This is a genomic window from Xenorhabdus sp. TH1, assembly GCF_037260955.1.
Lineage (GTDB): Bacteria > Pseudomonadota > Gammaproteobacteria > Enterobacterales > Enterobacteriaceae > Xenorhabdus > Xenorhabdus griffiniae.
Genome location: NZ_CP147734.1, coordinates 996,434 through 1,011,238 on the forward strand (window position 1 = coordinate 996,434; position 14,805 = coordinate 1,011,238).

16 protein-coding genes are annotated in these 14,805 nt (G+C 41.4%); 9 read left to right on the plus strand and 7 right to left on the minus strand.

The window, feature by feature from the left end; genetic code table 11:
• The first annotated feature begins 27 nt into the window (after positions 1–27).
• Positions 28–264 carry an ogr/Delta-like zinc finger family protein gene (locus tag WDV74_RS04385; protein WP_338884856.1) on the plus strand — a complete coding sequence of 79 codons (237 nt, stop codon included), beginning with the start codon at positions 28–30 and terminating at the stop codon, positions 262–264.
• Between the two features lie 142 nt (positions 265–406).
• Here the strand turns inward: WDV74_RS04385 and WDV74_RS04390 are convergent, their stop codons facing one another.
• Positions 407–631 carry a YdcH family protein gene (locus tag WDV74_RS04390; protein ID WP_273571746.1) on the minus strand — a complete coding sequence of 75 codons (225 nt, stop codon included), beginning with the start codon at positions 629–631 and terminating at the stop codon, positions 407–409.
• 266 nt (positions 632–897) lie between these two features.
• Between WDV74_RS04390 and eco the strand changes: the two genes are divergently transcribed.
• Together eco and aqpZ are read left to right on the plus strand one after the other, a co-directional pair.
• Positions 898–1,374, plus strand: a complete 477-nt coding sequence (gene eco / locus WDV74_RS04395; RefSeq protein ID WP_338884858.1) for a serine protease inhibitor ecotin — start codon at positions 898–900, stop codon at positions 1,372–1,374.
• Positions 1,375–1,610: 236 nt separating this feature from the next.
• Entirely contained in the window at positions 1,611–2,318 is a 708-nt protein-coding gene (aqpZ, locus tag WDV74_RS04400) for an aquaporin Z (protein WP_338884859.1), read from the plus strand.
• Positions 2,319–2,513: 195 nt separating this feature from the next.
• Here the strand turns inward: aqpZ and WDV74_RS04405 are convergent, their stop codons facing one another.
• On the minus strand, positions 2,514–3,734 hold the full coding sequence (locus WDV74_RS04405) for an MFS transporter (RefSeq protein WP_338884860.1): 1,221 nt from the start codon (positions 3,732–3,734) through the stop codon (positions 2,514–2,516).
• A 62-nt stretch (positions 3,735–3,796) separates the two neighbouring features.
• Between WDV74_RS04405 and WDV74_RS04410 the strand changes: the two genes are divergently transcribed.
• Positions 3,797–4,441: a TetR/AcrR family transcriptional regulator gene (locus WDV74_RS04410; RefSeq protein WP_338884861.1), complete on the plus strand. Its 645-nt coding sequence runs from the start codon at positions 3,797–3,799 to the stop codon at positions 4,439–4,441.
• Positions 4,442–4,497: 56 nt separating this feature from the next.
• Here the strand turns inward: WDV74_RS04410 and WDV74_RS04415 are convergent, their stop codons facing one another.
• Entirely contained in the window at positions 4,498–5,082 is a 585-nt protein-coding gene (locus tag WDV74_RS04415) for an ATP-dependent Clp protease proteolytic subunit (protein WP_338884862.1), read from the minus strand.
• 409 nt (positions 5,083–5,491) lie between these two features.
• On the opposite strand from WDV74_RS04415, the gene pvcA reads away from it, so the two are divergent.
• Genes pvcA through WDV74_RS04430 form a run of 3 tightly spaced genes read left to right on the plus strand, consistent with a single transcriptional unit; the run spans position 5,492 to position 8,727 of the window.
• Positions 5,492–6,490, plus strand: coding sequence for an L-tyrosine isonitrile synthase (gene pvcA / locus WDV74_RS04420; RefSeq protein WP_338884863.1), 999 nt, complete (start codon positions 5,492–5,494; stop codon positions 6,488–6,490).
• A gap of 42 nt (positions 6,491–6,532) precedes the next feature.
• Complete coding sequence (pvcB, locus tag WDV74_RS04425) at positions 6,533–7,417, plus strand: tyrosine isonitrile desaturase/decarboxylase (protein ID WP_338884864.1); 885 nt, start codon at positions 6,533–6,535, stop codon at positions 7,415–7,417.
• A 29-nt stretch (positions 7,418–7,446) separates the two neighbouring features.
• Positions 7,447–8,727, plus strand: a complete 1,281-nt coding sequence (locus tag WDV74_RS04430; protein ID WP_338884866.1) for a rhabduscin glycosyltransferase — start codon at positions 7,447–7,449, stop codon at positions 8,725–8,727.
• 67 nt (positions 8,728–8,794) lie between these two features.
• Here WDV74_RS04430 and WDV74_RS04435 read toward each other — a convergent pair whose 3' ends face one another.
• Together WDV74_RS04435 and WDV74_RS04440 are read right to left on the minus strand one after the other, a co-directional pair.
• Complete coding sequence (locus tag WDV74_RS04435; RefSeq protein ID WP_338885532.1) at positions 8,795–9,376, minus strand: YceI family protein; 582 nt, start codon at positions 9,374–9,376, stop codon at positions 8,795–8,797.
• A gap of 21 nt (positions 9,377–9,397) precedes the next feature.
• Entirely contained in the window at positions 9,398–9,952 is a 555-nt protein-coding gene (locus WDV74_RS04440; protein ID WP_338884868.1) for a cytochrome b, read from the minus strand.
• 319 nt (positions 9,953–10,271) lie between these two features.
• Here WDV74_RS04440 and WDV74_RS04445 point away from each other — a divergent pair, with 319 nt between their 5' ends.
• Positions 10,272–10,901: a glutathione S-transferase family protein gene (locus WDV74_RS04445; RefSeq protein ID WP_338884870.1), complete on the plus strand. Its 630-nt coding sequence runs from the start codon at positions 10,272–10,274 to the stop codon at positions 10,899–10,901.
• 119 nt (positions 10,902–11,020) lie between these two features.
• On the opposite strand, the gene tnpA is transcribed toward WDV74_RS04445, so the two are convergent.
• Positions 11,021–11,437, minus strand: a complete 417-nt coding sequence (tnpA, locus tag WDV74_RS04450; RefSeq protein ID WP_338805343.1) for an IS200/IS605 family transposase — start codon at positions 11,435–11,437, stop codon at positions 11,021–11,023.
• A 22-nt stretch (positions 11,438–11,459) separates the two neighbouring features.
• On the opposite strand from tnpA, the gene WDV74_RS04455 reads away from it, so the two are divergent.
• Entirely contained in the window at positions 11,460–12,668 is a 1,209-nt protein-coding gene (locus WDV74_RS04455; protein WP_338884872.1) for a transposase, read from the plus strand.
• Positions 12,669–12,878: 210 nt separating this feature from the next.
• On the opposite strand, the gene WDV74_RS04460 is transcribed toward WDV74_RS04455, so the two are convergent.
• A complete protein-coding gene (locus WDV74_RS04460) occupies positions 12,879–14,771 on the minus strand; it encodes a propionate--CoA ligase (protein ID WP_338884873.1) in 1,893 nt (630 codons plus the stop codon).
• Positions 14,772–14,805 lie beyond the last annotated feature (34 nt).

Here is a 14,805-nt window from a genome sequence, read left to right on the forward strand (position 1 = left end):
GATAACGATTTCAGAAAGGTAAACAATATGATCAAGTGTCCTCTGTGTGGTCAATCAGCGCATACTCGTAGCAGCTTTGAGCATTCAAGCCAAACAAAGGAGCGCTATAACCAGTGTCAGAATATCAATTGTGGAGCAACGTTCGTCAGCCATGAAACCTTTGTTCGTTTCATTTCTAAGCCAGGTGAAATCCAAAATGTGACGCCACATCCAAGGGCAAAAACCAAGAGACCACCTCGCCAGAAAGCGGCTGCCGTACAATAAATAACGAAAAAATTATTGCTCCAGTTTTTGCCACCGCTATGGTGGCTTTTTTTGGGATGTTAGATTGAATGGGTTCTCTATTAGAGAACTTTTTGTGACGCCCGCTCGTCTACAAAGCAGGCGTCAAAACCATTTGGCTGATTTACTTCTGGTTCTGATATTGTTCCTGCAAAATCCTTTGCATTTCATCTTTTATGTGTAGTTTTTCTTTTTTCAGGCGCACAACTTTATCGTTATAACCTGCACCATTTGGGCCTTCAAGTTGGGTTATCTCGTGGTCAAGTCGGTTATGTTTTTCAAACAGGGATTGGAAGCGGGGATGAGATTCTTTCAGATTGGATACTAAATCACGATATTCTGGAAACATAAGACCTCCTATACGAAATTCACTATCACACTCAATGAGTGTAGCAGGCCATTTTAATATCAGATTTGAGAAATATCACATAAAAAAGATCTGGTAGAACCTGTTAGTTTGTTGATGATAAATAAAACTTGACATTAATGATGAGTGAATAGATTTTCCTTATCCAATACCTTTAAGAATCAGTACCTTGCCAAAAAACATAATTTACCCCTGTCTTTTTGTTGTTATTATTTAGTCTCCTTTTTAAACATATTTAGAGGTGATATATGAAAAAATATCTATTTCCTTTCGCTGCATTGATGGTATCAACTTCGGTTTTTGCCGATAAAAAACTTGAAGATATCGCCCCTTATCCAGCACCTTCTGAGAAAATGGCTCGTAGCGTCATTGAATTACCTCAGAAAGAACATGAAAACGGCTATATGGTTGAGTTGGTGATTGGCAAGGATATGAAAGTGGATTGTAATCATCACTGGTTTGGCGGTAAGTTGGAGACTAAAACTCTGGAAGGGTGGGGATATGATTATTACGTGCTAAATAATGTAACTGGTCCCGCTTCAACAAAAATGGCTTGTCCAAATGAAGAACAAACAGTGCGTTTTGTTCAGGTGCAGTTAGGTAAGGATGCTTTCATCCGTTATAACAGCAAATTACCTATCGTGGTATATACGCCAAAATCGTTGACAGTTAAATATCGTATTTGGCAAGCCTCGGATGAAGTAAAGCAAGCAGTCATTAAATAACTTATTGATTAACTAAATAAACAACCTGAGTTGTTATATTAAACTCGGGTTGTTTAAAAATGAATTTCTTCGTTGCTTATTATTAAGTTAACAATCAAGCAATCTGTAATAAACCAATTTATATCGGTTTTTCTTTATTTTCCTATCTGTGATTTCTTGCCCATAATTAAAAACACTAACTAAACTAGTTTTTGGATTTTTTTGCATTCATGCAAATATTATTGAGGAATCGTCGAATGTTTAAAAAGTTATCGGCAGAGTTTTTAGGTACTTTTTGGTTGGTGTTTGGTGGGTGTGGTAGTGCTGTTTTAGCTGCGGCATTCCCACAGCTAGGAATTGGTTTTGTGGGCGTATCCTTGGCTTTTGGTTTAACTGTGGTAACGATGGCCTATGCGGTAGGGCATATTTCAGGAGGGCATTTTAATCCGGCAGTAACATTGGGGTTGTTTGCGGGCGGGCGTATTTCTGCCAAAGAGGTTATTCCTTATATTATTGCCCAAGTGATTGGAGGAATTGCGGCAGCCGCGGTACTGTACCTTATCGCCAGTGGTAAAAGTGGTTTTGATGCAACGGCAAGTGGTTTTGCATCTAATGGCTATGGTGAACATTCTCCTGGTGGTTTTTCATTAAGAGCTGCAATTATTATTGAATTAGTATTAACCGGATTTTTCTTGATTGTCATTCTTGGAGCAACAGATAAAAATGCACCAGCAGGTTTTGCACCGTTGGCTATCGGTTTAGCATTGACACTTATTCACTTAATCAGTATTCCAGTAACCAATACATCGGTTAACCCAGCAAGAAGTACAGCGGTTGCTATTTTTCAGGGAACCTGGGCCTTGGAACAGCTTTGGGTATTTTGGTTGATTCCATTAATTGGTGGGGCTATCGGTGGATTGATATATCGAACACTCTTACAGAAAAATGATTCATTCGTTAATTAATATTTCCCTTATTTTGATAGGCCATGTTATAGCATGGCTTTTTTATGGTGGATTTATTTACATTTCTGAAAATACCTGAAATACCTTAATAAATGCTAAAAAAGCGGGCAGTTATTATTAGTGTTTGGATAATACCGCCTGCACTGTTTATATATATTCATTAGAAATAAAAATTCACACTGAAAATAAATGTCATTATCTATGATCCGTATTATTTTCTTTATATAAGGTGAAAATATCAGGTAATAAAGTCATTAAGCCAATGAAAGCCATCAATCCACCAACCCATAATGGAGCTCGTAATCCCCAGCCTAAATCAATACACAATCCACCAAGAAAAGAGCCGATGACCACACCAAGTGTTATCACGGAGGTGTGAATTGTATTAACCAGTGGGCGACCATTAGCTGTTCGCATAACTCGAGTGACCATAGCCGGGTTCATCGTTACTCCAACTAATCCGATACCAATTAGGGATAAGGCTGCAAGTGATTTGTTATCAGCAAACAAGCCAAAGAGCAGGAGAAATAGGGTAAGAGAAATTAAGCCGATGGTTAAGACTGTGATTGTATGGCGATCTGTGAGTTTACCTACCACGATATTGCCCACTATTGTGGCGGCACCATAGAGAATCAGCAAACTGGCGATCATATCATCACTATAACCCGTTACCTCTTTTAATATTGGTGTAAAGTAAGTAAACGCCGCAAAAGTTGCCCCGATAATCAGCAGACTGGTGGAAAAAACACACCATAATTTTAGATTCTTTAGTTCTCCTAGTTCCGTACGTAAACTAGTAGCAGGGATTTTGGGGATAGAGGGAAGGTAAAATATACTGATAACACTTACTATTGTGGCTAATACACTGGTTGTCCAAAAACTTTCTCTCCAACCAGCATATGTGCCTATTAAGTTAGCCATGGGTAGCCCTAAGATCGTTCCCAACATAATGCCGGAAAGTACAATGGAAATTGCCCATGCTCGTTGCTGTTCCCTTACGATTTCCACACAGATTGCCAGTGCAACACCAAAGAAGGCTCCTGAAGCGGCACCAGTGATAATCCTTGCGACCATTAGCATGGGATAGGAATTTGCAAGTGCACCAAGGATTTCACCGGTAATGAAAGTCACGTATAGGCTAATTAATGCCGTTTTGGGGGATGTTTTTAATAATCCCATAGTAAGAAGTGGGCCACCAAACGTCATGGCTAGAGCATATAAGGAAACAAGATAACCAATTTGAGAAATGGATACGTCTAAATCGTAAGCCATAATTGGTATCATTCCCGTCACTTGAAATTCACTAGTCACTATAGCGAAGATACCGAGGGTTAGGATATAAATGGCCAGAGGAATCGATTTATGCTTTGTCGTAGTATGTCGATGATGAATATTACTAGGGCTTAAGTTTTCCATAATTAGCGTCTTTTGCTGATCATTTATGTAGTAAGGATTACAAAATTATCTGACTTGCGAAAATGGATCAAGATATTTATGTTATAGTCACTACAAAAATAACAATGGTACATATGATGGCACAACGAGGACGCCCTTTAAGTTTTAATCGTGATACTGCGCTTCAACAAGCAATGGAGCTGTTTTGGAATAAAGGTTATGAAGGTACACAACTTGTTGATCTCACAGTTGCGATGAATATCAATCCACCGAGTTTCTATTCGGCGTTTGGCAGTAAGAAAAAAGCCTTTTATGCAGCGGTTGAACTCTACATTAAAACAGTCGGGGCTAAAGTGATGGACAGTCTTAATGAGGCTGTTGATGTAAGGGAAGGTGTGCGAGTAATGTTAGAACGCTCTATCGATGTGGCGACTTCGAACCGAGCTGGTGGATGTTTGCTTATTTTAGGAGTTATTAACAATTCTCAAGAAAATGAGGATGTTCATGCTTATCTTAAAACTGTGCGTAAAAACACACTAGCGTTGATTCATAGTCGGATAGAAAAAGGGGTAAAGGATGGTGAGTTACCCAATGATACCAATGCTGGAAAATTGGCATCATATTTTTTTGGGATTATACAGGCCATTTCATTGCAATCACGTGATGGTGTGTCAAAAGAAGAACTTATGAGTTTGATTGAGCCGGCAATGGCTGCAATACCTTCTTGAATTAATTGATACCAGAAATATTGCAACCTGATAAAAGTAAACCCAAAGAGCCGTTATTATAATTCATCCCAATGATGAATGATCTGCCCGACAATACCGTAATCACGGGCTTCTTCTGGCTCCATCCAGTAATTCTGATCGGTATCTTTTGCGACCTTATCAAGGGATTGATTGGTTGCTTTACTGATCAGCCGGTTTATCCGGTTACGAATTTTTATTATTTCTTTGGCTTCGATTTCGATGTCTGAGGCGCGCCCTTGCACACCGCCTAATGGTTGGTGGATCATAAAACGGGTATTTGGTAGGGAGTAGCGATTTTCTTTATTGGCAGCAAGGAAAATGGTAATGCCGGCACTTGCAACCCAACCAGTACCAATCATCATGACCTTGGGTTTGATAAATTTGATCATGTCATGCAGGGTATCACCCGCTTCAACGTGTCCACCTTGGCTATTGATAAATATTTTTATTGGATCATCACTGATTTCCTGCAAAATTATCAGTTGTGTCATTATATTTTCGGCAAGCGCCTGATTGATTTCTCCAGCAATAATAATAGATCGTGATTTGATGAGTTGATTTTGAGTATATGAGATTGCTGTTGTTTCTTTTTTTGAGCTATTTATAAATTCGCAATGCATTATTTTTCTCTCCTGTAATAAATAATATTGGATATATAAATAATATAGCTTTAAAAAATAATATTTTCTAAAAACTTTGAACTTTATTTCAGTTTTGTAACATCATCAAAAAAATTGAATTATTTTTTTAAAAAAATTTAGTTTATTTGTGAAACTATAATGATATATATTTATATGTATGATTTTTTAGCATTTTATAGAATGCGTAATAAAATAAGATAAGATAAAAAACCCAGTATATTTATAGTTGGATTTGGTTGTATATTGTAACTTGCACGTTGTAAGTTTTGTTTCGAATTTTTATATATTAAAAAGCATGTGAGTTAATGTTTTTATACTCAGCAATATCTACATATTGCTAACTGTATTAATTGGCTGTGATGTAAATGTAATAAATTAGGAATGAATTATGGAACGTCTTGACATAGAAGAAGTGTCTAACAAAATTCTACATGAATTATTGCAGTATCGACGTCGTTTCCCTGAGTCTGAACATACACTTCAATATGAAGAAAAAAAGGTTTCTGAGGTTCAACTACCACGTATCCGTGCATTTGTGGAGCAAGGAAAACCTATTGAGTGTATTTTACCTGCATTTCCAACGAAATCCCCAAATCCTAGAAAAGTATTGGGTAAAATGCCGGATATGGCAGAAAAGTTATCACTGATTTTTCTAAATTCCCTTTGTCAGCGTATTCAACTTTATTATCCACCTGGGGCAAATATTGTTATTTGTTCTGATGGGCATGTGTTTAGTGATCTTATTCATGTCGATGATGACACAATTACTCATTATCAATTAGAAATTGAAAAGCTGCTACATGAATTAGGCGCGACTCATCTTTCAGTTTTTAATCTTGGTAACGTTGAATCACTAACACAATATACCAATGATTACGATCAACTACGTGAATTATTGGTCAGTCGTTATGCTTCTTCAATTGAAGAAATCAAAGATGAACTCAAAAAAACCGAAGAGGGTGTTCAATTATATCGGGCAATTACTCGTTTTCTTTATGAAGATAGTTTATTACCAGAATATGCAGGTTCGAAAAATGCTTTGCAAAAAGATGCCCGTCAGCGCTCGGTAGGGGTTATCCAACGTAGTTGGGCATGGGGGAATTTGCTAGCAGAACAATTCCCATTAGCGATCCGACTTTCTATTCACCCGCAGCCTGTGGATAGTATCAAAATTGGTATTCATATGATGCCGACTCGGGATGATTGGTTGACACCGTGGCACGGTGTGGCAGCCAACATTAATGGCCAGTTTGTACTGATGAAAAGTGATGAAGTGAAAAAGATGAATGGAAAACTGATCGAAATTAGAGGAGTTCCAAGCCATTACTTGATTGAAACGTTCTCCGAAGAAATTCAGCAAACAAAATCCCAGACGGCGACAGCATAAGCAGAATAACTGAATAATAACTGCATTTTGGAGAAAAAAATCATGAATACCTATGAACTTGATTGTCACATTGAGGTAATGACACCTTTTGGCGTGTGTATTACTCCCAGTTACCCTGATCAGGATATTACTACACTGTCAATTGATGCTCTGCGTAAACTGGCTCGTACTCATCTGCTAGTTGTGTTGCGTGGCTTTCAATCTGGTTTTACGAATAAAGAGAAATTGGCAGAATATTCTAGCCGCTGGGGTGAAATCATGATGTGGCCATTCGGTGTTGTATTGGATGTTATGGAGTCTCCGAAACCCTCTGACCATGTTCTGGACAGCAGTAGTGTACCGTTGCATTGGGATGGAATGTATAGGGAGACGATCCCTGAATTTCAGATATTTCATTGTGTATCTGCTCCAAAAGCAGCTCAAGGAGGGCGTACTACGTTTGTCAATACTGAACAATTAATTATCGATGCTAGTGATGATGAGCGTAATGCATGGAAAAATACCACTATTACTTACCGCACAAGTCGAGTGACACATTATGGTGGTGAAGTGAGTTCACCGTTGGTTTGTCTTCATCCCGACGGTAAAAAATGGGTGATGCGTTATAATGAGCCGATGGGAAAAGACGATGTCAAGTACGCTGATCATCACTCTTTGGCGATAGATGGAATGTCATACGAAGAGCAACAATCCTTTGAGGAAGCATTGTATAATAGATTGTATGATCCGCGTTATTTCTACGCCCACCAATGGCAGTCTGGTGATATTGCGATTTGCGATAACTTCACTTTATTACATGGACGTGAAGCTTTTATTTCCCGTTCTCCTCGCCATATTCAACGGGTACATATCCACAGCACGCCTGTGTGTAACAATCACAGCTTCCGTACTATTTCTGTTTCCGGTTCTGTTTCCAGTGCTGATTAAGTAGAAATTGTTTTGAAGGAGGTTTATTAATGTCGCGTATTGCCTTAGCAGCTATTGCAACTCCTGGCCATGTTTTTCCAATATTCACTATTGCGGAACATTTAATAGGACAGGGACATGATGTCACAATATTTAGTGGTTCTTTGTTTCAACAGCAAGCGGAAGCATTGGGAGCCACTTTTGTTCCCTTTGATAAACAAGTGGATGTTGATTATCGCTATTTGGAAAATTATTTTCCTGAACGGGCAAAACATCCACCGGGAAATATTCAGATGGCGCTATCGTTAGGGAGATTTTTTGCCGAACCCATTCCTGTATTGTCGAAGCAATTGCTGCAAATCATCGACGAGGGGAAAGCTGACCTGTTGATTATTGATAATACCTTTTATGCCGCGTTGCCGTTATTACAGAAACCAACTGAAAAACGCATTCCCGTTATTGCGATTGGCGTTACTCCGTTGCCATGGTCATCAAAGGATTCCATATTCTGGGGGGCTAGGATACCCCCTGAATTATTGCCTGCTGATTTGACTCGCGAGCAATTGGTGGATGAGGAAACGCACCAATTAATTGAGCAGGTTAGGGAAACATTTAATCAATCACTTGCTGCTGTAGATTGTCTTCCACTAACAGGGGATCATAATGATGTTTTGATGAGCGGAGTTGATCGTTTCTTGCAACTGGCAACGCAATCATTTGAATTTTCGCGTGATGATTTACCTGAGACAGTGGAGTTTATCGGAGCGCTGCCGGTAAAAGTGGAAGATGATAAAACGCAAATCAGTTGGCCGGATGAAAGCCTGCCGTTGATCCTGGTGACTCAAGGTACACTGGCTAATATTGATTTTAACCAATTGATATTACCTACATTACGGGGATTGGCAACGTTACCGGTTCGGGTATTGGCGATTACAGGCGGTCGTTCTATTGATGCCTTGGGAGAAGATCTTCCAGAAAATGCCAGGGTGGTCGAGTATCTCAATTTTGAACACTGGCTCCCCAGAGCATCCATTTTTATTACTAATGGTGGTTATGGTTCTCTGAATTCAGCCATTCGTCATGGAGTACCTTTAGTGGTCGCGGGAACAGGAGATGGAAAATTAGAAGCTGTCGCTCGTGTTATCTGGTCACGTTGTGGTATCAGCTTGCACACTGATACACCAACTGAGCAGCAGTTATATCAGGCAGTGACAAGGATATTATCTTCCCCGATATGGCGCCAGCAGTCACAGATCATTAAGGCAGATTATGATGCCCACAATGCTTTGGCTCTAATAACGCGTCACGTTAATGAACTGATTGCCCAATAGATATGGAATTTGTCTAAAACAGGATAAATGGAACGCGGTACGTTTTTCTTACCGCGTTCTTTTATGATTAGGTTTTTTCTCGCACGCCTTCAACGGAAATGATTAGTTCGACTTCCTGAGATTTTGGTCCCAGATCTTCTTTGATATTAAAGTCTTTTAATTTGAGTTTGCCTGTCGCCTCAAAACCAGCACGGTATCCACCCCACGGATCGTTTCCTGCATTGATCAATTTTGCGTCCAGTATGACAGGCTTGGTCACACCATTTAATGTGAGATCTCCGGTAATAAGATAATGTTCACCTTCTTTCTTAACATTCGTTGATGTGAAATTAGCTTCAGGATATTTATTACTGTTCAAAAAATCAGGACCACGTAAGTGCTTATCTCGTTCGGCATGTTTGGTGTCTACACTATCGGTTTTGATAACGACATTCACTTTATCATTTGCCGGATTTTCTGGATCAAAAGTAAAGTTACCATCGAAATCCCTAAAACCACCATAAAGCCAGCTAAATCCCAAATGTTGAATACGAAATTCAATAAAGGCATGTTGGCCTATTTTATCGAATTTATAATTAGCAGCGAGAGTATTTCCTGTACTCATGAGCCATCCCCCTACGGTTAGGGCTACTAACGTTTTTTTCAGCATCATAATTCTCCAAAAGTCATTTTAATTTGGTTTGTAACCAAATATTCTTTTTAGGGTAATATCACGATCAATAAAGTGGTGTTTCAGTGCAGTAAGCCCGTGTAATAGGGAAAGCACAACAACAATCCAGGCAAGATAAAGATGAATAACCCCCGCCGTATCAGCCTGTATTCCTTGTTCTGTTAAAGTGGCGGGAATTTCAAACCAATCAAAAATTCTGATAGATTGCCCATCGGCTGTGGAAATGAGATATCCACTAAATAGAATACCAAATAAGGCGATATAGAGAGTGAGTTGCATTAGTTGTGAACTGATGCGTATAAAAAGACTGTAGCTTGCCAAAGGTTTTGGTGGTGGCGAAATAAATCGCCACATTACCCGAATAATCATGACAATAAATAATAAACTACCTATACTTTTATGTAGTTCAGGAGCACGATGATACCAGTTATCGTAATAACTTAATGTGACCATCCATAATCCAAGTGCAAACATTCCATAAACGGAAAATGCCACTAGCCAATGAATAAAAATAGAAATATGACCAAAGCTAATGGCAGTATTTTTGAGTGGCATATTATACCTTATTTTTAATATAGAGATGTTTCTACAATATATACCAATTTAACTTCAATATGCATGTGATTTCTCCCCGCCTCGCGGGGAGAAATCAGGTTTCATGGAGTGTTGTAAATTGCAACTTGAAGTTTAATGCGTATAGATGAGGGTTTTTAAAGTACATAGTGAATTCATTTTTTTATTTTGTGGATTATTTGTTTTTTTTATTGAGTGCTATTCTAATAGCGTGATATTTTATAATGGAATTACTGTTTTTATGGGGAAATATAATGTTTATTTATAATCACGTAATTTTATTATAGTAGAGAAAAATACGATGTATACATTGTGGATAGCCAATAAAAATTATTCTTCTTGGTCACTGCGTCCGTGGATTTTGCTCAGGGCGTTGGATATTCCTTTTAAGGAGAGGCTAAGTTATTTTGAAGATGGTAAAAGCAGTCGTGAGAAATTTCAGGCATTTTCACCTACTGGTTTGGTTCCTTGTCTGATTGATGGAGAAATTACGGTTTGGGATTCTCTGGCAATTATCGAATATATTGCTGAAGAACATATACAAGTTTGGCCATCAGATAAAATAGCCAGGGCATGGGCGAGAAGTGCTGCGGCAGAAATGCATTCTGGCTTTGCAACATTACGTCAGCTTTGCACGATGAATTGTTCTATTCGTAATGAGCTTAATGAAATAACACCCGAATTACAGTGCGATATTGAACGAATAGATGCACTTTGGACAGAAGGGTTAACTCAATTTGGGGGTGAATGGCTGGCGGGAGATAAATTCACTGCTGTCGATGCTTTCTATGCTCCAGTTGCTTTCCGTGCCCAAACTTATGGATTGAAACTTTCTGCAATCAGCCAGAAGTGGGTTAATCATATGTTAAAACATCCAGCAATGATGGAATGGGCAGAGTCTGCGCTAAAAGAACCTAAGATAGCGCATTAATTCACGTCTTATAAGATAGAAATTATGATTCGGGGTGCTTTGTGTACCCTGATTTAATATTTCACTTTAAAAATTAACGAACGAAAAAGTGAATCTATTTATCAGGCGCGGTTTTCCGACTAACCTGGTGTTTTCTGCTGCTCGATGTATTGCCGGATGATCGAGATCGGCGCACCTCCGCAACTACTTGCAAAATAGCTCGGTGTCCACAAAACGCCTTTGTAGTAATAGCGTAGAGCAATATCTGGACGGTCACGCCGAAGCAGCCTGCTGGAAACGCCTTTAAGACTGTTGACCAGATTCGATACTGCGAGCTTTGGCGGGTAGTTGATCAGCAAATGCACGTGGTCGTATTCGCCGTCCATTTCAACCAGTTCAACACCAAAATCAGCACATACGCTGCTAAAGTAGCTGCGTAGCTTTTCGATGGCATCAAGATCGAATATCTTTCGTCGATACTTGGCGACGAATACCAAGTGGACGTGCATCAGGAAAACACCGTGTCTTCCGCGTCGACTATCAGTTTCTTTTGTCATAGACCAAAGTATAATGATAGTCATGAAACGACTTCAAGCCTTCAAATTCCAGTTAAGACCAAATGGTCAGCAGGAGCGCGATATGCGACGCTTCGCAGGGGCTTGTCGCTTCGTTTTTAACCGTGCACTGGCACTCCAGAATGAGAACCCTGCAGCAGGGAATAAATATCTCCCCTACACCAAAATGGCTTCATGGCTGATTGAGTGGAAATCCGTACCTGAAACACAATGGCTGAAAGAATCTCCCTCGCAACCGTTGCAGCAGTCACTGAAAGATCTGGAGCGCGGCTACAAAAATTTCTTCCAGAAGCGGGCTGCATTCCCCCGCTTCAAAAAACGTGGTCAACATGACTCATTCCGCTACCCGCAGGGCGTGAAGCTCGATCAGCCCAACAGTCGAATCTCGTTGCCAAAGTTAGGGTGGATACGCTATCGCAACAGCCGTGAAGTCATTGGCGAAGTGAAAAACGTCACGGTCAGCCAGTCATGCGGCAAATGGTACGTCAGTATCCAGACTGAATACGAAGTGACTGACCCTGCTCACAATGCAGAATCAATGGTCGGACTGGATGCCGGAGTAACAAAACTTGCCACGCTTTCAGATGGCACGGTATATCAGCCAGTAAGCAGCTTCAAAGCAAACCAACGTAAGCTGGCAACACTCCAGCGGCAGTTGAGTCGCAAAGTAAAATTCAGCGCAAACTGGCAGAAACAAAAACGGAAAATCCAGGGTTTGCACTCACACATTGCCAATATCCGGCGCGACTACCTTCACAAAGTCACCAGTGAAATCAGCAAAAACCACGCGATGATCGTCATTGAAGACTTGAAGGTCAGTAACATGTCGAAATCGGCAAAAGGCACGGCAGAGAAGCACGGAAGAAACGTCAGAGGCAAATCAGGATTGAACCGCTCGATACGGGATCAAGGCTGGCATGAAATGCGCCGTCAGCTTGAGTACAAGCAGCTCTGGCGCGGTGGTCAGGTACTGGCGATACCTCCGGCATACACCAGCCAGCGGTGTGCCTGCTGTGGTCATACGGCGAAAGAAAACCGTCAGACGCAAAGTCAATTCGTGTGTCAGGTATGCGGCTACACCGCGAACGCGGATGTAAACGCCGCACGTAATATTTTAGCGGCAGGACATGCCGTGCTTGCCTGTGGAGGGATGGTGCAGTCAGACCGCCCGTTGAAGCAGGAACCCACCGAGGTGAGTCAGGCTTCGGTCTGAACGCTGTAGGAATCCCCGTCCTTTAGGGCGGGGAGGATGTCAACTAGATAAAAAAAGCTCCGTGTAGGAACGGAGCGAGAAATAGGTAAAAGTAGCTGAGAGAAATGTAGTACGAAGTCATAATAACTCAGCGGCATTAAATGAAGATTAAACAAAAAAGAGATGAGTATATGTTCCTGAGTACGAATACTTGGTATGGCTGATACTTGCTTAATGGGAAATCGCATCCCGAATGGCTTCCAATGAAGCGGGATTCTCAATCAGGGCAATATCGCTTGGTTCACGTCCTTCACAAATAGCCTGCATGGTGCGGCGCAACATTTTTCCTGAACGGGTTTTCGGTAATTGCGTCACAAAATAGACGCGTGCCGGACGTCCAACGCTGCCGATTTTCTTATCCACCAACGCCATTAATGCCTTCTCCAAGGTGGCAAAATGGTCAGCACTCTGGATTTCTCGTCCTTCTTTGAGGACAGCAAACGCCACGGCGGTTTGTCCTTTCACTTCATCCTTGATACCAATGACGGCAACTTCTGCGACATCTTCGTGACTGGCGATGCACTCTTCAATCTCCCGCGTTCCCAAACGGTGGCCGGAAACGTTAATCACATCATCCGAACGCCCCAGAATAAAATAATAACCTTCGCTGTCACGTATTCCCCAATCAAATGTCGAATAGACTTGCTGATCAAAGTGACGCCAGTAAGTATTAATGAAACGGCGATCATCACCATAGACAGTCTGGATGCAACCTGGCGGCAAAGGGCCTTTGATAACCAGCATTCCTTTTTCATTATCACCACATTCCTGACCAGTCAGTTCGTTGAGTAGCTTGACGTTAAAACCGTACATGGGAAAACCGGTGCTACCAAAACGGCTTGGCCTGTTATCCAGACTGCGGGCAATCGCCATAATGGGCCAGCCCGTTTCAGTTTGCCAGTAGTTATCAATGACAGGCACATTAATGGTTTCGGCAATCCAACGGGCGGTATGTTCATCAAGCGGCTCTCCTGCTAAATAGAGTGTTTCAAGCGATGAGATATCATATTTGGCGATACAATCCGTCGGGTATTTTTTCAAAACGCGGATTGCCGTAGGAGCAGAAAACATTCTGGTGACACGATATTTTTCGACAATTTGCCACCAAATGCCCGCATCCGGTCGTATCGGGAGACCTTCATACATGATCGTTGCCATGCCGGCGATTAAGGGAGCATAGACAATATAAGAGTGCCCAACAACCCAGCCAATATCCGATGTGCAGAAAAAAACGCCGCCTGCCTGACCACCAAAAATAACGTCCATTGATGTCGCCAGCGCCACGGCATAACCGCCGACATCGCGTTGAACCCCTTTCGGGGTTCCGGTTGTGCCTGATGTATAGAGCACACAAGACGTTTCACTGGATTCGAGCCATGTGACAGGCACTTCTGCATCAAGATGCTTCTGCCGTAATGTGGCAAAATCGACATCCCTGCCGTTCACCCAATGAATATTGGACAGTCCGCGATCTACCATCAAAACATGGCGTGGCGTGTGCCTGGCTAATTCAATGGCCTCATCAAGCAGAGGCTTATAAGGAATGATTTTTCCCCCACGTGAACCCGCATCCGCTGAGACAACTAAAACGGGTTCAGCGTTATCTAATCGGGTAGCGAGACTGTGAGAAGCAAAACCCCCAAATACGACTGAATGGATTGCCCCAATACGGGCACAGGCCAGTAAAATAAACAGGGCTTCAGCCACCATTGGCATGTAAACAACGACACGATCACCTTTTTTCACGCCGAGCGACAACATGATAGCAGCGGCACGATTCACTTCCCGATGCAGTTCTTTATAGGTGAAAACTCGCTCGCTATTGGTTTTAGTTTCCGTTGAAATGGCAATCAGTGCCCTGGCATCGGGTTGGCTTTCCAGCCAGCGGTCTAGCGCATTGTAGCAGAGATTGGTTTTTCCCCCACAAAACCAACGGGCAAAAGGGGGATGGCTATGATCCAGGGGCTGTTCAAAAGGCTGTTGCCAGTGTATGCGTTTGGCCTGTTCTGCCCAAAAAGTATCAGGATCATCAATTGAATGCTGATAGAAATCTTGGAATGACATAATCTCTCCTACATTCATCTCTTAAGGATATACA